The 21,890-nt window shown below is 72.7% G+C and carries 22 protein-coding genes; 11 read left to right on the top strand and 11 right to left on the bottom strand.

The genetic code is table 11. The features are described from left to right. Nucleotides 1-4: 4 nt before the first annotated feature. The 4 genes from ACN28A_RS29095 to ACN28A_RS29110 form a co-directional block, all read right to left on the bottom strand. The gene (locus tag ACN28A_RS29095) at nucleotides 5-421 is read right to left on the bottom strand and encodes an arsenate reductase ArsC (protein WP_421400429.1); all 417 of its coding nucleotides are present in this window, start codon (nucleotides 419-421) and stop codon (nucleotides 5-7) included. A gap of 44 nt (nucleotides 422-465) precedes the next feature. After that, on the bottom strand, nucleotides 466-1,557 hold the full coding sequence (arsB, locus tag ACN28A_RS29100; RefSeq protein WP_421400430.1) for an ACR3 family arsenite efflux transporter: 1,092 nt from the start codon (nucleotides 1,555-1,557) through the stop codon (nucleotides 466-468). Continuing rightward, nucleotides 1,557-1,862, bottom strand: a complete 306-nt coding sequence (locus ACN28A_RS29105) for an ArsR/SmtB family transcription factor (RefSeq protein WP_421400432.1) — start codon at nucleotides 1,860-1,862, stop codon at nucleotides 1,557-1,559. Before ACN28A_RS29105 ends, arsB begins: the two co-directional genes overlap by 1 nt. A gap of 103 nt (nucleotides 1,863-1,965) precedes the next feature. After that, nucleotides 1,966-2,343 carry an ArsR/SmtB family transcription factor gene (locus ACN28A_RS29110; RefSeq protein WP_421400434.1) on the bottom strand — a complete coding sequence of 126 codons (378 nt, stop codon included), beginning with the start codon at nucleotides 2,341-2,343 and terminating at the stop codon, nucleotides 1,966-1,968. A 119-nt stretch (nucleotides 2,344-2,462) separates the two neighbouring features. Between ACN28A_RS29110 and ACN28A_RS29115 the strand changes: the two genes are divergently transcribed. Beyond that, nucleotides 2,463-3,827 (top strand): FAD-dependent oxidoreductase, encoded by a 1,365-nt coding sequence (locus tag ACN28A_RS29115; protein WP_421400437.1) that lies wholly within the window; start codon nucleotides 2,463-2,465, stop codon nucleotides 3,825-3,827. A gap of 11 nt (nucleotides 3,828-3,838) precedes the next feature. On the opposite strand, the gene ACN28A_RS29120 is transcribed toward ACN28A_RS29115, so the two are convergent. The 5 genes from ACN28A_RS29120 to ACN28A_RS29140 all read right to left on the bottom strand — a co-directional run bounded on the left by ACN28A_RS29120 (nucleotide 3,839) and on the right by ACN28A_RS29140 (nucleotide 8,667). Next, complete coding sequence (locus tag ACN28A_RS29120) at nucleotides 3,839-6,337, bottom strand: DUF4132 domain-containing protein (RefSeq protein ID WP_421400439.1); 2,499 nt, start codon at nucleotides 6,335-6,337, stop codon at nucleotides 3,839-3,841. Continuing rightward, nucleotides 6,334-6,726, bottom strand: a complete 393-nt coding sequence (locus ACN28A_RS29125; RefSeq protein ID WP_421400440.1) for a hypothetical protein — start codon at nucleotides 6,724-6,726, stop codon at nucleotides 6,334-6,336. Before ACN28A_RS29125 ends, ACN28A_RS29120 begins: the two co-directional genes overlap by 4 nt. Before the next feature lie 67 nt (nucleotides 6,727-6,793). Next, on the bottom strand, nucleotides 6,794-7,543 hold the full coding sequence (locus tag ACN28A_RS29130; protein ID WP_421400443.1) for an MBL fold metallo-hydrolase: 750 nt from the start codon (nucleotides 7,541-7,543) through the stop codon (nucleotides 6,794-6,796). Nucleotides 7,544-7,549: 6 nt separating this feature from the next. Continuing rightward, nucleotides 7,550-7,945: a RidA family protein gene (locus ACN28A_RS29135; protein WP_421400445.1), complete on the bottom strand. Its 396-nt coding sequence runs from the start codon at nucleotides 7,943-7,945 to the stop codon at nucleotides 7,550-7,552. Then, nucleotides 7,942-8,667, bottom strand: a complete 726-nt coding sequence (locus ACN28A_RS29140) for a GntR family transcriptional regulator (protein WP_421400448.1) — start codon at nucleotides 8,665-8,667, stop codon at nucleotides 7,942-7,944. The genes ACN28A_RS29135 and ACN28A_RS29140 overlap by 4 nt, the downstream gene beginning before the upstream one ends. A gap of 262 nt (nucleotides 8,668-8,929) precedes the next feature. Here ACN28A_RS29140 and ACN28A_RS29145 point away from each other — a divergent pair, with 262 nt between their 5' ends. Genes ACN28A_RS29145 through ACN28A_RS29190 form a run of 10 tightly spaced genes read left to right on the top strand, consistent with a single transcriptional unit; the run spans nucleotide 8,930 to nucleotide 19,951 of the window. Next, nucleotides 8,930-10,252: an ABC transporter substrate-binding protein gene (locus tag ACN28A_RS29145; protein ID WP_421400450.1), complete on the top strand. Its 1,323-nt coding sequence runs from the start codon at nucleotides 8,930-8,932 to the stop codon at nucleotides 10,250-10,252. Next, nucleotides 10,249-11,214, top strand: coding sequence for a carbohydrate ABC transporter permease (locus tag ACN28A_RS29150; protein ID WP_421400453.1), 966 nt, complete (start codon nucleotides 10,249-10,251; stop codon nucleotides 11,212-11,214). Before ACN28A_RS29145 ends, ACN28A_RS29150 begins: the two co-directional genes overlap by 4 nt. Then, on the top strand, nucleotides 11,211-12,041 hold the full coding sequence (locus tag ACN28A_RS29155; RefSeq protein WP_421400456.1) for a carbohydrate ABC transporter permease: 831 nt from the start codon (nucleotides 11,211-11,213) through the stop codon (nucleotides 12,039-12,041). Before ACN28A_RS29150 ends, ACN28A_RS29155 begins: the two co-directional genes overlap by 4 nt. Next, nucleotides 12,038-12,820, top strand: coding sequence for a sugar isomerase domain-containing protein (locus ACN28A_RS29160; RefSeq protein WP_421400459.1), 783 nt, complete (start codon nucleotides 12,038-12,040; stop codon nucleotides 12,818-12,820). Before ACN28A_RS29155 ends, ACN28A_RS29160 begins: the two co-directional genes overlap by 4 nt. A 38-nt stretch (nucleotides 12,821-12,858) precedes the next feature. Continuing rightward, a complete protein-coding gene (locus tag ACN28A_RS29165) occupies nucleotides 12,859-13,800 on the top strand; it encodes a sugar phosphate isomerase/epimerase family protein (protein ID WP_421400460.1) in 942 nt (313 codons plus the stop codon). Beyond that, nucleotides 13,797-15,512, top strand: a complete 1,716-nt coding sequence (locus ACN28A_RS29170; protein WP_421400462.1) for a xylulokinase — start codon at nucleotides 13,797-13,799, stop codon at nucleotides 15,510-15,512. The genes ACN28A_RS29165 and ACN28A_RS29170 overlap by 4 nt, the downstream gene beginning before the upstream one ends. Continuing rightward, nucleotides 15,509-16,696, top strand: coding sequence for a M20 family metallopeptidase (locus tag ACN28A_RS29175; protein ID WP_421400464.1), 1,188 nt, complete (start codon nucleotides 15,509-15,511; stop codon nucleotides 16,694-16,696). The genes ACN28A_RS29170 and ACN28A_RS29175 overlap by 4 nt, the downstream gene beginning before the upstream one ends. Beyond that, nucleotides 16,693-17,694, top strand: a complete 1,002-nt coding sequence (locus ACN28A_RS29180; RefSeq protein WP_421400467.1) for an IclR family transcriptional regulator — start codon at nucleotides 16,693-16,695, stop codon at nucleotides 17,692-17,694. Before ACN28A_RS29175 ends, ACN28A_RS29180 begins: the two co-directional genes overlap by 4 nt. After that, a complete protein-coding gene (locus ACN28A_RS29185) occupies nucleotides 17,691-18,917 on the top strand; it encodes a pyridoxal-phosphate dependent enzyme (RefSeq protein ID WP_421400470.1) in 1,227 nt (408 codons plus the stop codon). The genes ACN28A_RS29180 and ACN28A_RS29185 overlap by 4 nt, the downstream gene beginning before the upstream one ends. Continuing rightward, on the top strand, nucleotides 18,914-19,951 hold the full coding sequence (locus ACN28A_RS29190) for a Gfo/Idh/MocA family oxidoreductase (protein WP_421400472.1): 1,038 nt from the start codon (nucleotides 18,914-18,916) through the stop codon (nucleotides 19,949-19,951). Before ACN28A_RS29185 ends, ACN28A_RS29190 begins: the two co-directional genes overlap by 4 nt. Nucleotides 19,952-20,040: 89 nt before the next feature. On the opposite strand, the gene ACN28A_RS29195 is transcribed toward ACN28A_RS29190, so the two are convergent. Next, the gene (locus ACN28A_RS29195) at nucleotides 20,041-20,814 is read right to left on the bottom strand and encodes an ABC transporter ATP-binding protein (protein ID WP_421400474.1); all 774 of its coding nucleotides are present in this window, start codon (nucleotides 20,812-20,814) and stop codon (nucleotides 20,041-20,043) included. Next, the gene (locus tag ACN28A_RS29200; protein ID WP_421400476.1) at nucleotides 20,811-21,887 is read right to left on the bottom strand and encodes a FecCD family ABC transporter permease; all 1,077 of its coding nucleotides are present in this window, start codon (nucleotides 21,885-21,887) and stop codon (nucleotides 20,811-20,813) included. The genes ACN28A_RS29195 and ACN28A_RS29200 overlap by 4 nt, the downstream gene beginning before the upstream one ends. Between the last annotated feature and the right edge of the window lie 3 nt (nucleotides 21,888-21,890).

A 21,890-nucleotide genomic window follows, 5' to 3' on the forward strand; every position in this document is an offset into this window, starting at 1 on the left:
GCGCTCAGCGGGCGACCTGACCGGCGGACAGCTCGGACAGCAACTTTTCGACCCGGGTCCGGATCTCGTCGCGGATCGGCCGGACGGCGTCGACGCCCTGGCCGGCAGGGTCCGCGAGCTGCCAGTCCTCGTAGCGTTTGCCGGGGAAGACCGGACAGGCGTCACCACAGCCCATGGTGACGATCACGTCGGAGGACTCGGCCGTCTCCCACTCCAGCAGCTTCGGGGTCTGGTCGGTGATGTCGATGCCGACCTCGCGCATCGCCTCGACGGCGGCCGGGTTGACCCGGTCGGCGGGGGCGGAGCCGGCGGAGCGTACCTCGACGGTGTCGCCGGCGAGCTGGCGTAGCCAGCCGGCGGCCATCTGGGAGCGGCCGGCGTTGTGCACGCAGACGAAGAGCACGCTGGGCTTGTCGGGCATGATCGGTTCCTTCGCGGTCGGCGGGTCTGGGCAGCGCCCCGAGGTCATCGGGAGGTCCGGACGGGGGATGTGGTCGGGAAGAGGCGCTGTCGCAGGGCGAGGCTGACGTAGACCAGCGCGACGAGGACGGGTACCTCGATCAGCGGCCCGACGACACCGGCCAGGGCCTGGCCGCTGGTGACGCCGAAGGTGCCGATCGCCACGGCGATGGCCAGCTCGAAGTTGTTCCCGGCGGCGGTGAACGCCAGGGTGGTGGTGCGTTCGTAGCTCAGCCCGATGGCCCGGCCGAGGCCGTAGGAGCCGGCCCACATGATCGCGAAGTAGGCCAGCAGTGGCACCGCGATCAGCGCGACGTCCCATGGCTGACTGGTGATCGCGTCGCCCTGGAGGGCGAACAGGAGGACGATGGTGAAGAGCAGCCCGTACAGGGCGACCGGGCCGATCTTCGGCAGGAAACGCTCCTCGTACCAGGTGCGGCCCCTCGTGCGCTCGCCGAGACGCCGGGTGAGGTAGCCGGCGAGCAGCGGGATGCCGAGGAAGATGAGTACGTTGCCGGCGATCTCCCAGCCGGAGACCTGCAACGCTTCACCGGACAGGCCGAGCCGGTCGGGCAGCACGGAGAGGTAGAACCAGCCGAGTACGCCGAAGGCGAGGACCTGGAAGACGGAGTTCAGGGCGACGAGTACGGCGGCGGCCTCGCGGTCGCCGCAGGCCAGGTCGTTCCAGATGATCACCATGGCGATGCACCGGGCCAGGCCGACGATGATCAGCCCGGTGCGGTACTCGGCGTGGTCGGCGAGGAAGATCCAGGCCAGCGCGAACATGACCGCCGGCCCGACGAGCCAGTTCAACACCAGGGAGGAGATCAGCAGTCGGCGGTCGCCGGTGACGGTGTCGAGCCGGTCGTAGCGCACCTTGGCCAGCACCGGGTACATCATGACCAGCAGTGCGACGGCGATCGGCAGCGAGATCCCGCCGACCTTCACCGCTTCCAGGCCGGCGTTCAGCCCGGGGACGAGCCGGCCGAGCAGCAGCCCGGTGACCATTGCCAGGCCGATCCAGACCGGCAGGAACCGGTCGAGGCGGGAGAGCCGGGCGACGACGGCGGGCGCCGGTTCGGTAGCGCGGACGGTCATCAGCACTCCCGGCGGGTGCCGGCGTTGGTCCGGGCCCGGGCGGCAAGCCCGGTGAGCTGGTCGGCGGCGGCTTCCAGTGCCTCGGGCAGGAGCCGGTAGTACGTGAACCTGCCGTGTGGTTCCGCGACGACCAGGCCGGCGTCGCGCAGTTGCCGCAGGTGGCCGGAGACGTTCGGCTGCTTCGCGCCGGTGTCGGCGACCAGATGGCAGGTGCAGGCCGGCCCCTGGGCGAGCAGGTCGACGAGCTGCGCCCGGAGCGGGTCGGCCAGCAGCTTGATCACATCAGGGGCTTCTGATATCAGCACGTCCTGATGTAAGCATCCACGGCCATCCTCGGTCCAGTGCTGCCGGGTGAACATCAGGTGTCGACGTCGGCCGCCCACCCCCGGGCTGGCGTGGGCGGGATGCTCAGGCGCTCGCCGGACCGCCGGTTTCGAGCAGGCCGGCGAGCTGGCGCAGCAGGGCCGGCCGGGCGCGGTAGTAGACCCAGGTGCCCCGGCGCTCGGCGTCGACCAGGCCGGCCTCGCGCAGGGTCTTCAGGTGGTGCGAGATCGTCGGCCCGGACAACTCGAACGCCGGGGTGAGATCGCACACGCAGATCTCCCCGTCCGGTGCCGAGGCGATCATCGACATCAGCTGGAGACGCACCGGATCGCCGAGCGCCTTGAAGGCCGGGGCGAGCGCGGTGGCGGTCTCTGCCGGGATCCGCTGCTCGCTTATCGGCGCACAACAGGGCAGCCCGGCGTTGAGATCCGCCAGGCTGAGTGCCGGCAGCTGCTTCGACATGAGCCTAGGTTGACAGATGTCGAAACAGTGTGCAACCTTCTGATTCGAAGAACCTCAAGACAAGCCGGGTCTGCCGAGGCGGCCGGCGACGGGCACCTTGACGGACAGGGGGAGTTTCGGTGAGTGACCATCTGCGAGATCTGCCGGTGGCGGTGATCGGCGCCGGACCCGTCGGGCTGGCCGCCGCCGCCCACCTGCACGAGCGCGAGCTGCCGTTCACCCTGCTGGAAACCGGGAACGGCCCAGGTGCCGCCGTTGCCCAGTGGCGACACGTACGGCTCTTCTCGCCGTGGCGGTACGACGTCGATCCGGCCGCCGCCCGGCTGCTGCGCGACGCCGGCTGGGTCGAACCCGATCCGGCGACCCTGCCGACCGGCGCCCAACTCGTCGACGAGTACCTCCAACCGCTGGCCGACCTTCCCGCGCTCAAACCGAACATCCGGTACCGGACCCGGGTCACCGCCGTGACCCGGCTCGGCATGGACCGGCTCCGCACCGCGGGTCGGGAGGAGGCGCCGCTGCTTCTCCGGCTGGACTCCGGCGCGGACCTGCTCGCCCGGGCGGTCGTCGACGCCAGTGGCAGCTGGGCCACCCCGAACGTCCTCGGCGGCTCCGGGATCCCCGCACACGGCGAGGCCGAGGCGGGCCCGTTCCTCGAACCCGCCCTACCCGATGTCCTCGGCGCCGACCGGGAGCGGTTCGCCGGCCGGCACGCCCTGGTCGTCGGCGCCGGCCACTCCGCCGCGAACACCCTGCTCGCCCTCGCCGAACTCGCCGGCCTGGTCGAGGGGACACGGGTCACCTGGGCGATCCGGGCCGGCGACCCGGGCCGCAGCTACGGCGGGGAGACCGCCGACGCCCTGCCGGCCCGGGGCGCCCTCGGCAGCCGGTTGCGGGAACATGTCGAAGCCGGCCGCATCGCACTGGTCACCGGGTTCGCCGTGCACCGGCTCAGGCCGGCAGCCGACGGGCGGGTCGAGGTCTCGGACGGTACCCGGACGCTCGCCGTGCACCGGATCGTCGCGGCGACCGGCTTCCGGCCCGACCACTCGCTCGGCGCCGAACTCCGGCTCGACCTGGATCCGGTGCTCGGCTCCACCCGGGCGCTCGCCCCGTTGATCGACCCCAACCAACACTCCTGCGGCACCGTCCCACCGCACGGCGTCGACGAACTGGCCCATCCGGAACCCGGCTACTACGCGATCGGGGTCAAGAGCTACGGACGCGCTCCGACATTCCTGATGGCCACCGGATACGAGCAGGCCCGCTCCGTCGTCGCCGCCCTCGCCGGGGACTGGCCGGCGGCCCGCGACGTCCGGCTCGAACTACCCGAGACCGGGGTCTGCGGCGGCGGCCCGGCCACCGTCGGCACTGTCGGCGCGGATGGCTGCGACACCCCGGGCAGCGGCCCGGCCGGCACCGGACCGGTGGTCGTCGGCCCGTACCGCCCGGTGGGTGGCGACGGCCCGACGACCGCCGGGTAGCCGGGCCGGGCTCAGCGCCGGATCTGCTGGGTGATGGTGGGGTCGGTGATCGCGGTGTCCTTGGCCAGCATGAGCGCCTTGCTGAGGATCACGGCGAGCACCCGGTCACCCTCGAACGGGAGGAAGACGTCCTTGCCGGAGGAGCCGGCCGCCTGCTTCGGCACGATGCACAGGTATTGGTCGTTCGGGCTCATCAGGATGTTGCCCGAGCCGAGATGGATCTTGTAGGTGCGCAGGTCGCCCCGGACCACCAGGAACCGGCCGTCGACCTTCGCCCGGTCGGCGACGGCCAGCCGGGGCACCAGGCGTTCGAGCATCTCCCGGCGGGTCTGCGCGGTGCCGCTGAGTTCGCCGAAGCTGTAGGAGGCCCAGTATTCCCGGAACCGCCCGCCCGGACCGCCGTCCTGCCAGGTCGGGTCGTTGCCGACGCTGGCGACGCCGACGAAGAGGTCCACGTCCCGGAGGATCTCGCTGAGCACCAGCGGTGGGATCTCGGCCAGCGGCACCGGCTCCGTCGGCTGCGCGCCCTGGTCCACCCACTGCTCGTAGCCGCCGCCACCGGCGTGTGCGTAGTGCACCGGCGCGGTCAGCGGATAGAACCGGACCTGGTCGGTGGCGAGCCGCAGGTACGCCCCCGACTCGGTGGTGTCGGCATCCCAGTCCTCGCCGATGCCCTCGATCCAGAACTCCGCACGCAGTCCCCACTGCGGCAACTCGCGGGTCGCCGGCTCGTACGAGTCGTCGACCATCATCCGCAGCTTGTTGCGCCAGCCCCGCACCGCCGCCAGGGCGTGGAACTGGTGCTGGCGCAGGATGTGCGCGGCGTACCGGTTGGAGTAGACCCGGGTGCGCTCCTCGGCCGCGGTCAGCAGGTAGACCTCCCGGTGTGCCTGCTTGAACGGCTGGGTCACCCGGTTGGTCTCCAGCCAGCCGCGCCAGGCGAGCACCTCGGAGACGTCGCGGCCGATCGGATGCCAGAGCCGCACCGTCGTGCCGGCGGCGATCTCCTTGCCCTCGGCGGTGCGCAGCGTTCCGTCGGCGTACCCGCAGGGCACGTCGTCGACGAGCCAGATCAGCCGGCGGGCCAGCGTACCGACGAGCGGATGGTCGAGATAGCGGGCCCGCCAGGCGTCGAACGGCCAGACCCGCTGGGCGAGGAGCTGGCGGTCGAGGCGTTCCGCCTGGGCCGACAGCATCTTCTCGACGTCCTTGACGGCGGCCCTGAACTCGGCGAGCGTCTCGGGGTGCTCCGACCGGACGGCGGCGGGTATCGACCTGACGACCTTGCCGGCGCTGTTGCGCCAGGTGACCGTGACCGCTCCGGCGCTGACGTCCAGGGTGGCCGACGCCGCGCCGAACTGTTCGACACGCCGCCCCACCTCGGTCAGCCCGTACGCCGGGACGGCCAGCTCCTCCACCTCGTCCCTGGTCAGGCCGAGCGCCACCGCCCGGGCGTCGAGCGCGGCGTTCAGTTCCTTGGCGGTGCCCTTGTAGGTGACCCGGGCGGCGAGCCGGGCGATCTGGGCGAGTGCCTCCCCGGTGGGGATGCGGGACAGCGCGTAGACGGCGGCGTTGGCGGTCTTCGGGTTACGCGGGCCGATCCCGGCGACCTTGCGCAGTGCCGTCTCGACGAGCGCGCCGAGCACCCGGGCGGTCTCGGGATGCTCGGGCAGGAAGGCGGCCAGCCACACCAGGCCGCGCAGCGGCGTGGCGTTGTACTGGTCGAAGGCCTCGTTGACGTCGGGCTCCCAGGGGCCACGGTTGAGCCGGATGGTGCGCGGGCGCCCGACCAGCGCCAGCCAGCCGCGCAGCCGGTCGCCGGGCTCGGTCAGCTCGTCGAGCAGGGCGCGGCCGGCCTTTTCCCACTTCTGTGACGGTTTCGCGCTGGTCGCGGTCGCCGCGTGCCGGAACAGCGCGTGCCAGCGGTCGGCTTCGGCCGGGTCGAGCGACGCGACGTCGGTCAGCGCCCGGTCCGCCCACGCCTCTCCCGGGTTGAGCGCCGGTACGTCGAGCCTGGCCAGGAGCGGCTTGAGAAAACCCTCGACACCCCAGTAGCCGTGCGCGACGGTGCGCCGCATCATGGCGACGACCTCCGGCGGCAGCGGCTGTCCCGCGTCGAGCAGCAGCTCGGCCATCCGGCGCTGCTGGTCGCCGCCGAGATAGCTGGTGTGCCGGGCGGCGAAGCCGAGCGCGACGGCGGCCGCCTCGGGTGTCCGGCTGGAGCAGAAGGGCTTGACCAGGATCTGCAACAGCTCGTTGGTGACCCGGCGCTGCTCGGCCTCGGTGATCCGGGAACACCGTTCGAGGATCGCCATCAGCAGCTCGCCCTTGCGATCGGGCGCGACGAGGTCGAGGCCGTCGGTCACCCACCGGCTCTCCCGGCCCCAGTGGCCGGAATAGCCGGCGGTGTAGGCCAGCACCTCGTCGGCGAGGCGCTCGACGTCACCGGCGCGGGCGAGTTCCGCCAACCGCGCGCCCTGCTCGGGCAGGACCGTGGGCGTCGCCATCATCCACCGACCAGCGGTACGAGCTTGAGGAAGGTGATCTGCGTGCCCCGGCCCAGCTCCACGACCGCGTCCAGCTCGTCGACCTGCCGGTCGTCGACGAGGACGATGAAACCGTTGCGGTAGAACGCCTCCAGCGCGTGGGTGGCCTGCTCCTCGGGGTCGATCCGGCGTGGCTTCCTCAACTTGAAGCCGTTGAGCGTCCGCTCGGTGTCGGTCGGCTGCACCAGCCCGCGGAAGACGTCGCCGCCCTTCGCGTTGTGCTCGGCCACCTCCTGGAACACCCGGCGGCGGATCACCTCCCGCAGCGGCAGGCGCTCCTCGAAGATCTCCAGATGCCACTCCGAGCTGCGTTCGCCCGCGGTCGTCTCGTCGACGAAACTCACCATCGCCATGGCGCCGCAGTCTAGGGCGGCCCACCGACACCCCGCCGTCGAGTGGGCCGAGGGGTGCGGCGGCCGGTCAGGAGGTGAGGAAGTTCGGCGGGGGGACGAGCCGGCGGAAGGACTCGGCGGCCCGGCCGATCTCCAGCCCGGCGTCGCGCAGCACCGGTTCACCGTGCCCGGGAAGCAGCACGTCGACCTCGCGTCCGGCGAGTGCGACGACCGTCTCGGCATACCGGTCGAGCCGGCAGTCGTGGATCGCCTGCATGCTGACCCGCCCGCCGGCGAAGAGGCAGTCGCCGCTGAACAGGACGGTCCGCCCGGCGACGCGGACGAGTACGACGAGGTGGCCGTCGCAGTGACCGGGGGCGTCGACGATCTCGACCTCGAGGCCACCCGCCCGGAGGACGTCGCCGCCGGCCAGAATCCGGTGCACGGTGGAGGGTGTCAGCCGGTAGTCGGGCGGGTAGACCCCGACGGCCCGGGCCCGGGCCAGCGAGGTGCGTGACTCGTCGGCGCTGGCCAGTGCCGCCGCGGTCTCGCCACTCGACAGCACGGGCAGCCCGGCGGCCTGCGCCGCGGCGGCCCCGCCGGCGTGGTCGGCGTGGTAGTGGGTGACCACGACACCGGTCAGCGCGGCCGGGTCGCAGACCTCGGCGACGGCGGCCAGCCAGGCCCCCGCACCCAGGCCGGTGCCGGTGTCGACAAGGACCCCGCCGGTGCCGTCCCAGACCAGGTAGCAGTGGCAGTCGTGCGGGTCGGTAAGTGCGTCGGGATGGCTGCCGCTGCCGACCAGCCAGACGGAATCGACGACTGCGACGGCAGCCATCCCGGCTCAGCTCGCCGGCTTCGGGTCGCGCCGTACCGCCACCACGTCGACCTCGACCAGGATGCCGGCCAGGGTGCTGCCGACGGTGGTGCGTACCGGGTAGGGCGGGCGGAAGCGGCGGGCGTACACCTCGTTGTAGGCGGCGAAGTCACGGTCGAGGTGTTGCAGGTGGACGGTGGCCTTGACGACGTCGCCGAGGCCCAGCCCGACGGTGCGCAGCGCGCCCTCGACGTTGTCGAGGACCTGCTCGGTCTGTGCCGTGATGCCCTCCGGAAGGACCCCGCTGGCCGGGTCCTGCGGCCCGAAGCCGGCGGTGAAGACGAGTGTGCCGGTGTCGACGACGTGACTGTACGGCCCGGCCGGCTCGGGCAGGTCGGGGCTGGTGTGCGCGGTCCAGGTCATCGGTCGTTCTCCCTCGGTTCCGGGTTGGGGCGGTGCAGGTCGGACTTGACCTCGTAGCGGTCGTGCCGGTAGCGGGACCGGGACCGCTGCGCGGGGCGGCGGTTGGTGTCGTAGAAGACGTCCACGATCTCCAGCGCGGGGGCGTGTTCGGGCAGGCCGAGCAGTTGGGCGTCCCGGGACGGCGCGGGCACCGCGCGGACCGAGCGGCGGGCCGCCGCGACCACCACGCCCGCGCTGGCCAGCACCTCGTGCAGCGAGCCCTCCAGGTCGGCGGTCTCCAGGATCCGCTGGAACCGGGCGGGCAGGTGGGCGTCCTCCAGGCACATCGGTTCGTCGTCGGCGAACCGCAGCCGTTCCAGCCGGATGACCGGGCTGTCGACCTCGACGCCGAGGTCGACGGCGACCTCGCCGGTGGCGGCCACCTCCTCGATCGCGACGAGGCGGCTGCTCGGCCGCAGTCCCCGGGAGCGCATGTCCTCGGTGAAGGAGCTGAGGTTGGGGCCCATGGCCACGGTCGGCCGGCGGACGAACGTACCGAGCCCGGGGACGCGTTCGACCCGGCCGTCGGTGGCCAGTGCGTCGAGCGCCTGCCGCACCGTCATCCGGCTGACCTCGAAGCGCACGGCGAGATCCTTCTCCGAGGGCAGCCGGGAGCCGACCGGCAGGTTCCGGCACTGCTCGCGGAGAGCGTTCGTGATCGCGACGTGTTTCGGCGTTGACATGAAGTGAGCATCCCGTATGTCCGGCTGGCGGCCGTACCCGGCCAGGTCCGGTCCAGATCCGGAGACTCCCTTGCCCTTGACTGGTCTAGACCGCCTCTGTATGGTCCGGAACATTATTCCAACACCGCTCGGTCCGTCTAGTCCGCCAGCCTCGTCGTCGGACACCCGGCACGCCGTCCCCCGATTCGTCGGTCGCCCGGCAGGTCGTCCCGATTCCGGAAGCTCGCGGAACACCTGAAGGCCGTGAGAGGAGCGCCACCTCATGAGGTACGGGAAGTTCAAGCGGCTGACCGCCGCGGCCGTGGCTGCGGTGGCCGGCCTGTCGGTCGCCGCCTGCGGCGGGTCGAGTGGCCCGGCCGGCGACGACAAGACGCTGATCCTGTGGCACATGGAGCAGCCACCGAACCGGGTCGCGGAGTTCCAGAAACTGATCGACGGCTACAACGCGACGAATCCGGAATACAAGGTCCAGGCGCAGGTCCAGGACTGGAACCAGATCTACACCAAGATTTCGGGCGCGGTGCAGTCGAAGACGCAGCCCGACATCCTCTTCACAATCCCGGACTTCACCACCTACGTCCGCCCGCTCGGCGCGGTCCGGCCGGTCACCTCGCTGGTGGAGGAACTCGACAGGACGCACGGCTTCGCCGAGGCGGCCAAGGCGCCGTACCGCGACGACGACCAGTACTGGGCCGTCCCGCTCTACGGCATGGTCCAGATGCTCTGGTACCGCAAGGACCTGTTGCAGGCCGCCGGCATCGCCGAACCGCCGAAGACCACCGCCGAACTGCTGGAGGCGGCGCAGAAGCTCACCTCCGGCGACCAGAAGGGCATCGCACTGCCGGCCGGCAAGAACCTCGCCACCGACCAGGTGCTCTACAGCCTGATGCTGACCAACGGGGCGGGGAACTTCTTCACCCCCGACGGTCAGGTCAAGTTCGACACCCCGGAGACCGTCCGGGCGGTCACCCTCTACCGGGACCTGCTCAAGCAGTCGCCGTCGGACAGCGGCAACTACTCGTGGGGCGAGCCACAGGCGGCGTTCAACAGCGGCGCGGCGGCGATGGCGATCGAGAAGGGGCAGTACCTGGCCCCGTTCGAGGCCGAGTCCGGGCGGCCGGCCAGCGACCTCGGCTGCGCGCCGATCCCGGTGGCGGAGTCCGGCGGAGCGCCGGGCAGCATCTACTACTCAAACGCCGCCATGGTGATGTCCAGCGACGACGCCAAGGCCGCCGGTGCGGAGGCGTTCCTCAAGTACGTCCTGGAGCCGGAGAACTACGGCACCCTGCTCAACGCCGAGCCGGGCCTGTTCCTGCCGCTGACCGACGACGGCGCCACCGCCGAGTCGTGGACCAGCCACGAGGTCATCCAGAAGTACCGCGGCTGCGTCGACGCCATGCTCGAACAGTCCAAGACCGGCGCCCTGTTCGGCTTCGTCGACGGCCAGTACGTCGACTCCGTCGGCAAGATCTCCGGCCAGAACGTACTGGCCCAGGTCGTCCAGCGGGTCTACAGCGGCGGCGAGTCGCCGGAGGCGGCGGTCAAGTGGGGTGACGAGCAGATGCGTGCGGCGGTCGCCAAGTGAGCAGCCGGCACGCGGCACCGGGTACCGGGGAGGTCCTCCCCGGTACCCGGGCCACCGGAACGCCGGCGACGGCGGGCACCAGCCGTCGCCGGCCCCGGCGCAGCCATCTGCTCGGCTACGCCCTGGTCGCGCCGCTCGTGCTCGTCATGCTCGGCGTGATCGGCTACCCCCTGCTGAACACGGTGCTGCTCAGCCTCCAGGACCAGGGCGTGGTCGGCAGCGACTCGAACTTCGTCGGCCTGGCCAACTACACCCAGGCGTTCGGTGACGGCGCGTTCTGGGCCGCGATCGGGCGCTCCGGGATCTGGCTGTTCGGCAACCTGCTGGTGCAGACGCTGATGGCCTTCGGCACCGCGCTGCTGATCGGCCGCTCCGGGCGCTGGGCCCGGGCCTCCCGGACCTGGGTCCTCATCCCCTGGGTGATCCCCACCGTCGCGGTCGCGGTCATCTGGCAGTGGCTGGGCAACAGCAACTACGGCATCGTGCCGAAGCTCGCCGCCGCGGTCGGCATCGACGGGCTGGGCAGCCCGTTCGGCGACAGCGCCCTGGCGATGCCGGCGCTGATCCTGATGAACAGCTGGCACTGGTTCCCGCTCGGCGCGGTGGTCATCTTCGGCGCGCTGCGGACCATCCCCGGCGAGATCTACGAGGCCGCCCGGGTGGACGGCGCCGACAGCTGGCGGATCTTCTGGCGGATCACCTTCCCGCTGCTCCAGCCGGTGCTCTTCGCGCTCGGCCTGGTCGGGTCGCTCTGGTCGTTCAACATCGTCGACTCGATCTACCTGGTCACCAAGGGCGGTCCGGCGGACGTCTCCACCACCGCACCGGTCTTCATCTACAACAAGGCCTTCAACCAGTTCCAGGCAAGCGACGCCGCCGCCGTCAGCGTGATCACCATCATCCTGCTGGCCGCCGTCGCCGCCTTCTACATCCGCCTGGCGAAGCCGAAGGAGGACTCGTGACGTCCCGGCTCTCCTGGGGGCGGCTGCCGAGCCTTGTCACCTGGGTCGTGCTCACGGCCGTCGTGCTCGGCCCGCTCTACTGGATCACGGTCTCCGCGTTCAAGGACCGCGAGGAGATCCTGCGTACGACGCCGACGCTGATCCCGACCAACCCGACCCTGGACAACTTCCGGCAGCTCTTCACCGCCACCGACTATCCGAGCTATCTCACGAACAGTTTCGTGGTGGCGCTCTGCACCGCCTTCTTCACCGTGCTGGTGTCGTTCGCGGCGGCGTACGGTCTCTACCGGCTGCGTATCCCGGGCGGCAACAAGGTGGCCGGGCTGATCCTGGTGGCGTACATGATTCCCGGGACCCTGCTGCTGGTGCCGCTCTACCAGGCGTTCGCGGCGGTGCAGCTGATCGACACCCGGAACGCGCTGGTGATCGTGAACGTCGCCTTCACCGCGCCGTTCTGCACCTGGCTGCTGCGCGGCTTCTTCTTCGCCATCCCCCGGGACATCGACGAGGCCGCCGCCGTCGACGGGGCCGGCCCGGTCCGGATGATGCTGCGGATCGTCCTGCCGCTGCTCGCCCCGGGCATCTCCACGGTCGCCGTCTACGCCTTCGTTTTCTCCTGGACCGAGTTCGTCTTCGCCTCGCAGCTCGTCGTCAGCGACCAGCTCAAGACCCTGCCGATCGGGCTCAGCGCGATCATGGGGCAGTACACGGTGAACTGGGGGCTGCTGATGGCCGGCACGGTCTGCACGGTCATCCCGGCGATCGTCCCGTTCCTCTTCGCCGGCCGCTACTTCGTCGGCGGGCTGACGACGGGGGCGGTCAAGTGAGCCCCCGGAACCCGGCCCCCGCCGACCGCGCCACCTGGTCGGCGGAGACGGTGACCGCCGCCGGGTACGCGGCCCGGGTCCAGGAGGTGCTGGGTCGCGCCCTGGCCGAGGAACTGCCGGCGGTACGGCGGGCCGCCGAACTGGTCGCCCGGTCCTTCGCCGGCAAGGGCCTCTTCTACGTCTTCGGCAGTGGACACTCGCACATCTTCGGCGAGGAGGCGTTCTACCGGGCCGGCGGCGCGGTGCGGGTCTGCCCGATCCTCAAGCCGGCGCACATGCTGCACGAGGGCGCGGTGCACAGCACGGTGCTGGAACGGGAGCACGGCCACGCCGAGTCGGTGCTGGCCGGCTACCGGCTCGACGGCGACCGCGACGTCCTGCTCGTCGTCTCCAACTCGGGGGCGAATCCGCTGCCGGTCGAGGTGGCCCAGGCCGCGAAGGCGCGCGGCCTGCCGCTGATCGCGATCACCTCCCGCCGGTACGCCTCGGCGATCTCCCGGCCCGGCCCGAGGCTGCATGACATCGCCGACGTGGTGGTCGACAACCACTGCCCGCCCGGGGACGCGCTCGTCGAGCTGGGGCCCGGACTGCCGTCCGCCGGGCCGTCGTCGAGCGTGGTCGGGCTCGCCCTGCTCGACGCGATCATCGTCGAGGCGCTCGGCATCCAGTTGCGGCGCGGCGAGACGCCGGAGGTGTTCATGAGCGCCAACATGCCCGGCGCCGCCGAGCACAACAGCGAGTCGGCCCGCCGGCTGTCCGACCTCGTCCCGCACCTGTAGCTCCGCAGTTCTCGCAAACCGTCGAAGGGAGAGATCCGGTGAAGATCAGTTTCGAGGTCTGGCCGAACATGCCCTGGGGCCGGCTGGAGGCCGCCGGCCCGGCCTGGAACTCCTGGGGGGACAAGCCGGCCACCTGGTGTGTCGAGCAGACCGCGAAGTACGGGTACGACGGCGTCGACTTCATCTTCGCGAAGCTGCTGGAGGCGCCGAAGGCCGAGTACGACAGGCAGTTGCGGGACGTGCGCGCCACGGCGGAACGGGTCGGCATCGACATCGGCTACCTCGGCCACCACACCACCTTCGTCAGCCCCCGGGAGTTCGACCGGGAACGGGGGATCGAGTCGTTCAAGAAGGCCCTGGACGCGGCGGCCGTACTCGGTGCGAAGTCGGTCTGCACGCTCATCGGCGACGGCTACTACGATCCGCCGCTGAACGTGCTGCTGCGCCGCAGGGACGCCTGGCGGCAGTGCCGCGAGGCGATCACCGAGGTGGCCGCGCACGCCTCGACGCTCGGGCTGAACGTCAGCATCGAGCTGTTGCAGGGCACCATCCTCAACCGGGTCGAGCTGATCGAGCGGATGTTCGACGAGGTCGGCGCGAGCAACCTGCGGATGACGATGGACACCGGGGCGTTCTACGTGGCGGTCAAGCCGTTCATGAACGTCAAGCAGGCGATCAAGCGGCTCGGGCCGTACATCGACATCGTGCAGATCAAGGACGAGGTGGGGCTGCCGACGATCGTGCACTGCAACCACATCTGGTTCGGCGGCGGGCTCGTCGACTTCCGGGAGACGTACGAGGCGCTCGCGGAGATCAACTTCGACGGGTACGTGAGCGTCGAGTGGGAGGGCTGGCAGGTCGGCGGCAACATCGGGGTCGGTGAGCCGGCCGGGGTGGGGCTGGCCGACTTCGACCGGGTCGCCGAGGAGTCGCTCGAATTCCTGACCGAGTTCGGCTTCGTTCCCCGGCGCAGCCGTTGACCGGCCGCACCGTGCGGTCGTCGGCCGCCGTGCGGGGCGGGCCGCTGCTGGTCGGCGTCGACCTGGGGACCACCGGGGTGAAGGTGGTGGTGGTCGACGCGGAGACCGGCGGCACCGTGGCCCGCTGCTACCGGGACTATCCGTCCGACACGGGTCGACCGGGGCGGCACGAGCAGGACCCGGCCGACTGGTGGCGGGTGACCGCCGGCACGCTCCGGGAGGCGCTGGCCGGCGTCGACCCGGACGCGGTCGCCGCGGTCGGGCTCAGCGGCCACATGCACGCCGTCGCACTCTTCGACGACCGGGACCGGCCGGTACGCCCGGCGCTGACCTGGGCGGACCGCCGGGCCGTCGACGAGGTGCGGCGGCTGCGCGAGCAGGGCGACCTGTTCGGCGAGCTGACCGGCAACCCGGTGGTGGAGGCGTTCAGCGCACCCAAGCTCGCCTGGCTGGTCCGGCACGAACCCGAGGCGGTACGCCGGGCGGTGCGGCTGGTCCAGCCCAAGGACGTGCTGCGGCACCGGCTCACCGGCGACTGGAGCACCGATCCCACCGACGCCGCCGGGACCCTGCTCTACGACGTCGTCCGGCGGCGGTGGGAGCCCCGACTATGGGCGTCCTGCGGGGCCGACGAGCGGCTGGCACCCCCGGTGCGGGGCTCGACGGAGCTCGTCGGCGAGGTCCGGCCAGCGGCGGCGGAGCTGACCGGGTTGCCCGCCGGTACCCCGGTGGTGGCCGGCGCCGGCGACGTCTCCTGCGCGGCGCTCGGTGCCGGGGCGGTCGCCGACGGCCGGGTCTACGTCAACGTCGGCACCGCCGCGCAGATCGTCAGCCCGGTGGCCGAGCCGCGGGCGGGTGTCGACCGTTTCGTCTTCGCCCGGGCCGGCGAGGAGGGCTTCCTCGGCATGGTCTCCTCGTACGCCGCCGGCCTGGCGATCCGCTGGGCCGAACGGAACCTGCTCGGCACCGGTGGCGGGCAGGTTCCGGACGGTACGGCGGACCGGCTCGCCGCCGGCAGCGACCCCGGAGCGGCCGGACTGACCTTCCTGCCGTACCTGCTCGGGGCCAGCGCCCCGATCCACGACCCGGCGGTCCGGGCCGCACTGCTCGGCGTCGGGCCGGAACACGGCCCGGCCGACGTCGCCCGCGCGACCCTGGAAGGCGTCGCGTACGCCTGCGCGGCGGCCGTGTCGCAACTCCTCGACGGTGCCGGGACCGGTGCGGGGCCCGCGGCGACCGAGATCCGGGTCGGCGGCGGGGTGACCCGGTCGAAGGTGTGGTGCGAGGCGTTCGCCGCCGGCTTCGACGCGCCGGTGCGGCGGCTGCGCCAGGACGCCTCGCCGCGTGGCGCCGTCGCGCTGGCCGGGATCGGCGCCGGGGTGTGGCCCGACGTCGCCGCCGCCTGCGCGGTGCTCGACGACAGCGAGCCGCTGACCGTCCCGGACGAGCACCGGGCCGGCTACCGGCGGGCCGGCGAGCGCTACGCCGCCGCCTCGGCGGCCGTCGCCGCACTACACCGCGACCCGACCTTCCCCAGCGGCGGGGATTCTGTCGGCGGCTCCGGCGGCGGCTCCGGCAGCGACTTCGGCGGTGGCTCTGACGGCGGCTTCGGCGGTGGCTCTGACGGCGGCTCCGGCGGCGGCTCCGAAGGTGACTCTGGGGGGAACCCTGGCGTGGACTCCGGCGGCGGCTCTGGCGGGAGCGGGCGATGACCGGCCGGATCGACCCGTCGGCGGTGCTGGCAGAGGCCGTCCGGCTGATCGAGATCGAGGGCCACCAGGACCTTCCCGGGCAGGAGCGTCCGGTCGCCGACTACCTCGCCGACCGGCTGCGCGGCTGTGGCGCCGACGTCGAGCTGCAACCGGTGCAGGGCGACCGGGCCAACGTGGTCGCCCGGTTGCGGGGGACCCGGCCCGGCCCGACGCTGATGCTCAACGCACACCTGGACACCGTGCCGCCGTACGGCATGCCGGACGCGCTGCGGCCCAGGGTCGCCGACGGCCGGCTCTGGGGCCGGGGCGCCGTCGACATGAAGGGCGCGCTGGCGGCGATGGTCGCGGTCGTCGAGGCGCTCGCCGCCCCGGACGTCACGTTCGACGGCGAGCTGCTGCTGACCGGGGTGGCCGGGGAGGAGAACGGCAGCCCAGGGATGCGGGCGCTGGTCGAGGCCGGTGTCGGCGCCGACTTCGCGATCGTGGGCGAGCCGACGATGCTGCGGGTCGGTCGGGCGCACAAGGGTGCGATGTGGGCGCAGGCGACGTTCCGGGGGGTCGCCACGCACGGCAGCGTCCCGCAGGACGGGGTCAACGCGGTCTACCACGCGGCCCGGTTCGTCACGGCGGTCGAGCGGGACCTGGTGCCCGTACTCGACCGGCGGCGCCACCCGCTGCTCGGCCCGGCGACCGTGAACGTCGGAGTGGTGGCCGGCGGCGACCGCCCGCCGATGGTCCCGGCGAACTGTGTCGTGCAACTCGACCGGCGGTGGCTGCCGTCGGAACGGCACGACGAGGTACTCGACGAGCTGCGCGCGGTAGTCGCGGAACTGCGCCGGGCGGATCCCCGGGTGGACGCGACAGTCGAGGAGATGGCCGGTACGGCGACCTTCGTGCACGCCCCGCTCGACTGCCCGCCCGACGATCCGTACCTGCGGATGCTCTGCGCCGTCGCGGCGGACCCGGAACCGGTCGGGTTGCAGTTCTGGACGGACGCCGCGCTGCTCGCCGCCACCGGCACCCCGGCGGCGGTCTGCGGCCCGGGGGACATCGCCCAGGCACACTCCCTGGCCGAGTGGGTCCTCGTCGACCAGTTGCACGGCGCGGCCGAGGTCTATCGTGCTATGGCGCAGCGGATGCTGTCGGTGCGTCCGCTGGGGACCGAGGCCGAGCGGAGGGCATGACGATGGCCAACAACGAGCGGAAGCCGGACGGCCTGCGGGCGGTCGAGCGGACCGTCGCGGTGCTGCGGGCGCTCGCCGAGAGTCCGTCGGGCGCGTCGCTCACCGAACTCGTCAAGGCGACGGAGATCCCGACGACCACCCTGCACCGGATGCTCGGGGTGCTGCGCGGCACCGCGCTGGTGCGCGAGACGGCCGACGGCCGGTACGCGCTGGCCGCCGGCACGATGACGCTGGCCCGCTCCTATCTGGACGGGCTCGACCTGCGCCAGGAGGCGCTGGGGGTGATGCGGCCGCTCTCGGCGCGCACCGGCGAGACCTGCCACCTCGGCGTACTCGCCCTGGTGCACGTCGTCTACATCGAGAAGATCGACAGCCCGTCCCGGGTACGGATGCACAGCCGGGTCGGCCAGACCAACCCGGCGCTCAGCACCGCGATCGGGCGGGCCGTGCTGGCGTACTCCCCGGTGCACGTCCTCGACGAGGTGGTCGAGGCGCACCAGCGGCTCGCCGCCGAACGGGTGGACCGGGCCGGCCTCGACGCGCTGCTGGCCGGGGTACGCGCCGACGGCTACGCCCGGGACCTCCAGGAGAGCGAACTCGGCATCTGCTGCGTCGCGGCCCCGGTCTTCGACCACACCGGGCACGTCGTCGCCGGGTTGAGCATCTCCGCCCCGGCGACCCGGTTCGACGCGGACGCGCCGGGCCGGCTCGGCCCGCAGGTCCGGGACGCCGCTGCGGACCTCTCCGGCCAACTCGGCTGGCGCGGCGCGGTCAGCCGCGGCACCGCCGACCCGGACGCCGGGTCGGACGGCCGGACAGCACCGCCTCGTCGGCGCACCGCCTCGGCGGCCTCGTCGGCTTCGGCGGCCTCGTCTGCCTCGTCGGCCTCGTCTGCCTCGTCGGCTTCGGCGGCCTCGTCTGCCTCGGCGTCAGCGCCGACGGCGACACAGCACCCCGCGGCGGCGACACCACATTCCGTACCGGCGGCGGCGCCGTGAGGGACTACACCGTCGACTGTGTCCGGTGCCGGCACCGGACCGGCTATCCCGGCTACCGCTGCCCGGCCTGCGGGTCACCGCTGGTGCTGGAGCTGGCCCCGGCCTCCGCCGCCGACTGTCGGCCCATCCCGGGAACGGGCCTGTGGCGGTACGCCGGGATGCTGCCCCGGACCGGACACGCCGTCACCCTCGGCGAGGGCGGCACGCCCCTGCTGCCCCTGCCGGCGCCCCCTCCTGGCGGACTCGACGGGATCGACGCCTACGTCAAGCTGGAGTCGCTCAACCCGTCGCTCTCCTTCAAGGACCGGGCGATGGCGCTGGCCGCCTCCGTCGCGCTGGACCTGGGACTCGACGGGCTGGTGCTCGCCTCCACCGGCAACGCCGCCGTCTCGGCCGCCGGCTACGCGGCAGCGGCCGGACTGCGCTGCCGGGTCTTCTGCGCCACCGGCTCGAACGCGGGCACCAAGTTGCGGACCGCTCAGGCGCACGGTGCCGAGGTGGAACTGGTCGACGGCCACTACAGCGACGCGTACGCCGCCGCGACCCGCGCCGAGCGGGAGGGCTGGCTCAACGTCACCACCACCTACCGGAACCCGCTGCTGACCGAGGCGTACCGCCCGATCGCGGCCGAACTCGTCGCCGACCTCGGCGGCGTACCCGAGGCGGTGGTCGTACCGGTCGGGGCGGGGCCACTGCTGCGCGGCATCTGGCTCGGCTTCACCGACCTGCGGGACGCGGGTCTGACGACCGACCTGCCCAGGATGGTCGGGGTGCAGGCCGAGGCGTGTGCGCCGCTGGTCCGCGCCTGGGGTGCGGCGGACTGGGCGTCGTCGCTGCGCGAACCGGTCGCGGTGGCGCCGACCGCCGCGACCGCCATCGCCGACGCGCTGCGCGGCTACTCCGACGAGGGCCTGCTCACCCTGGCCGCCGTCCGGGACAGTGCCGGCGCGGTCGTCGCCGTCGACGAGCCGGCCATCGCCGGGGCCGGCCGCGCCCTGGCCCGCCGGGGGCTGTTCGTGGAGCCGGCCGCGGCCGCCGCCGTGGCCGCCCTGCACACCTCCGCCGCCGTGGCGGCCCTGCACACCTCCGCCGCCGTGGCGGCTGCGCCCACCTCAGCCGTTCCCGCCCGGTCGCGCGTCGTCGCGGTGTTGACCGGACACGGTGCGAAGGAACCGTCCACTCTCGACGCGTTCACGAGCCCTTCCGAAAGGAGACAGCCATGACCGGACCGACCGTCGCCATCGCCGGAGTGGGCCGGTTCGGCGCCCTGCACGCCCGGGTCTGGGCCGAGGCCGGCGCCCGGATCGTCGGCCTGGTGGACCCGGACGGCGCCCGGCTCGCCGAGGTGGCTGGGGCGCACCGGGTCGAGGAGACCGACAGCGATCTCACGTCACTGCTCGACCGGGTCCGCCCGGACGTCGTGGTTATCGCCTCCGACGAGGCGTCGCACGCCGGGCTGGCGCTGACCGCCCTGACGGCGGGCAGTCATGTCTTCGTCGAGAAGCCGCTGGCCCTGTCGGCCGCCGACGCGTGGCGGATCGCCGACACCGCCGCCGCGCACCGGCGGCAGGTGGTGGCCGGCCACATCTCCCGGTTCACCGCACCGATGGCCCGGATGCGGGCCGGCATCGCGCGCGGCGTCGTCGGCACGCCGTGCGCGCTGCGGCTGCGCCGGGACTTCAGCCGCGCCTGGTTCGAGAGCTTCGGCGACCGGGTGCACCCGGTCTGGGAGTCCTGCATCCACGACATCGACCTGGCGATCTCGTTCGTCCGCGGCCCGGTCCGCCGGGTGGTGGCGATGCAGAGCGGCGCGGCCGGCGACGCGGCACCGAGCGTGGTCAGTGCGCTGCTCGAATTCGACAACGGGGTGGTCGCGACCGTGGAGTCCGCCTGGTTGGTGCCGGCTACCGCGCCCGGCACCCTGGACGACGGCCCGCTGACCCTGGACGGCGCGATCGTCGGCGAGGTCGAGGTGCTGGGCCTGGCCGGGATCCTCAGGTCCCGACTGGTCAGCGACGCGCTCGTGGAGTGGACCCCGACCGGTGTGCAGGTTCCCGACCTGTCGCTCTGGCCGGAGGAGGACGGCGTGGTCGGCGGGGCGCTGCGCCGCGAGGTGGGGTACGCCCTGGCGGTCTTCACCGGCCGGCGCGAGCCGGACGTGATGCCGGTGCAGGAGGCGTGCTGGGGCGTGGCGGCGGCCGAGGCCGTCGTCGAGTCGCTGCGTACCGGCGCCCCGGTGCAACCCACCCGGCGCTGACCCGGGGCCGGGCGGCCCACCAGCAGCCGCAGCACACGACGATCTCCGGGTCAGCCGGCTCCCGCTGCCGTCAGCCGGCCCCACGGTCGTCAGCCGGGTACCACCATCGGGGTGCCGGCGACCGGGTCGGGTACCACCAGGCAGTCCAGCCCGAAGACCTGCTCGACCAGTTCGGCGGTGACCACGTCGCCCGGGGCGCCCTCGGCGACGATCGCGCCGTCCGACATCGCGATGACGTGGTCACAGAACCGGCAGGCGAGGTTGAGGTCGTGCAGTACGACCACGATCGTCTTGCCGGACTCGGCGTTCAGTTTGCGGAGCAGGCGTAGCAGTTCGACCTGGTGGTTGATGTCGAGATAGGTGGTCGGCTCGTCGAGCAGCAGCAGGTCGGTCTCCTGGGCCAGCGCCATGGCGACCCAGACCCGCTGCCGCTGGCCCCCGGAGAGGTCCCGGATCGGGCGGTCGATCAGGTCGGCGGTGCCGGTGGCGTCGAGGGCCCGGGCGACCGCCTCGTGGTCGCGTCCGGTCCAGCGCCGGAACCAGCCCTGGTGCGGGTAGCGGCCCCGCGAGACGAGGTCGGCCACGGTGATGCCGTCGGGAGCGACCGGTGTCTGCGGGAGCAGCCCGAGCACCTTCGCCACGTCGAGGGTGCGCAGGTCGGCGACGGCGCGGCCGTCGAGGTAGACGGCGCCGCCGCGGGCCGGCAGCAGCCGGGCCAGGCCGCGCAGCAGGGTGGACTTGCCACAGGCGTTCGCGCCGACGATCGCGGTGATCCGGCCGTCGAGCACCGCGACGTCGAGGTCCGCGACGACGGTCCGGTCGTCGTAGCCGAGGGTCAGGCCCTCGGCGCGCAGTCGGGTCATCCACCCACTCCTTGCCGGTTGGCGGTGGCGAGCAGCCACAGCAGATAGGGCGCACCGACCGCGCCGGTCACCACGCCGGTGGGCAGTGGTGTGGGCAGCAGGTGCACGGCGACGAGGTCGGCGGTGAGCAACAGCGCGGAGCCGACCAGCGCGGCCGGCAGGATCCCACCGGTCGCCGGGCCGAGCAGGCGGTTGGCGATCGGGCCGGCGACAAGCGCCACGAAGGCGATCGGGCCGGCGACCGAGACCGCCAGGGCGACCAGCACGATGGCGGTGCCGAGCAGGCCGGCCCGGCTGAGGTCGGGCCGGATGCCCAGGGTACGGGCGGCGTCGTCGCCGAGTTCGAGCGCCCGCAGTGGTCGCTGGAGCAGTACCGCGGCGGGAAGCAGGACCAGCAGGGCGCCGGCGAGCAGCCGCAGTTCGGCGGTGCTCGCCTGCCCGACCGAACCGGTCAGCCAGTGCATCGCCTGGCGGGCCTCGAAGAGCTGGGCCCGACTGAGCACGAAGCCGATCAGGCCGTCGAAGAAGACCGACGCACCGATGCCGATCAGGATGAAGCGGTAGCCGGTGACACCGTCCCGCCAGGCCAGCAGGTACATGAGCAGGCCGGCCAGGAGCGCCCCGCCCAGCGCCATCCCGCTGACCACCAGCCCGCCGCCCTGGAGCAGCACGATCCCGGTGGCGGCGGCGAGGCCGGCTCCGGAGGTGATGCCGACGAAGTCAGGTGAGGCGAGCGGGTTGCGCAGCAGTTGCTGGAAGATGGTCCCGGAGGCGCCGAGGGCGAGGCCGACGGTGAGCGCGGAGGCGGCGGTCGGCAACCGCAAACCGCGCACCACGAAGTCCACGCTCGGGTTGTCCCGCAGGTGCAGGACTGAGGCGACGACCTCGCCGGCACCGATCCGGAAGCTGCCCACCATCATGGTGAGGACGAGGAGGGCGACCACGGCCACGGCCAGCGCGCAGGTCACGGCCGCCGACCGGACGTTGCGTCGACGTCGGGTGCCGCGCAGTGCGCTGGCCGCGGTGCCGGTCGCGGCGACGGTCGGGATGTCGGTCGGGATGGTTGTCGTCATCCG

The organism is Plantactinospora sp. WMMB782 (assembly GCF_049179135.1).
Lineage (GTDB): Bacteria > Actinomycetota > Actinomycetes > Mycobacteriales > Micromonosporaceae > Plantactinospora.

Bases quoted from the DNA above. Each gene is read 5' to 3' on its own strand.
- ACN28A_RS29095 (WP_421400429.1), bottom strand. From the start codon at position 421: ATGCCCGACAAGCCCAGCGTGCTCTTCGTCTGCGTGCACAACGCCGGC.
- arsB (WP_421400430.1), bottom strand. From the start codon at position 1,557: ATGACCGTCCGCGCTACCGAACCGGCGCCCGCCGTCGTCGCCCGGCTC.
- ACN28A_RS29110 (WP_421400434.1), bottom strand. From the start codon at position 2,343: ATGTCGAAGCAGCTGCCGGCACTCAGCCTGGCGGATCTCAACGCCGGG.
- ACN28A_RS29120 (WP_421400439.1), bottom strand. From the start codon at position 6,337: ATGATGGCGACGCCCACGGTCCTGCCCGAGCAGGGCGCGCGGTTGGCG.
- ACN28A_RS29125 (WP_421400440.1), bottom strand. From the start codon at position 6,726: ATGGCGATGGTGAGTTTCGTCGACGAGACGACCGCGGGCGAACGCAGC.
- ACN28A_RS29130 (WP_421400443.1), bottom strand. From the start codon at position 7,543: ATGGCTGCCGTCGCAGTCGTCGATTCCGTCTGGCTGGTCGGCAGCGGC.
- ACN28A_RS29135 (WP_421400445.1), bottom strand. From the start codon at position 7,945: ATGACCTGGACCGCGCACACCAGCCCCGACCTGCCCGAGCCGGCCGGG.
- ACN28A_RS29140 (WP_421400448.1), bottom strand. From the start codon at position 8,667: ATGTCAACGCCGAAACACGTCGCGATCACGAACGCTCTCCGCGAGCAG.
- ACN28A_RS29145 (WP_421400450.1), top strand. From the start codon at position 8,930: ATGAGGTACGGGAAGTTCAAGCGGCTGACCGCCGCGGCCGTGGCTGCG.
- ACN28A_RS29175 (WP_421400464.1), top strand. From the start codon at position 15,509: ATGACCGGCCGGATCGACCCGTCGGCGGTGCTGGCAGAGGCCGTCCGG.
- ACN28A_RS29180 (WP_421400467.1), top strand. From the start codon at position 16,693: ATGACGATGGCCAACAACGAGCGGAAGCCGGACGGCCTGCGGGCGGTC.
- ACN28A_RS29190 (WP_421400472.1), top strand. From the start codon at position 18,914: ATGACCGGACCGACCGTCGCCATCGCCGGAGTGGGCCGGTTCGGCGCC.
- ACN28A_RS29195 (WP_421400474.1), bottom strand. From the start codon at position 20,814: ATGACCCGACTGCGCGCCGAGGGCCTGACCCTCGGCTACGACGACCGG.
- ACN28A_RS29200 (WP_421400476.1), bottom strand. From the start codon at position 21,887: ATGACGACAACCATCCCGACCGACATCCCGACCGTCGCCGCGACCGGC.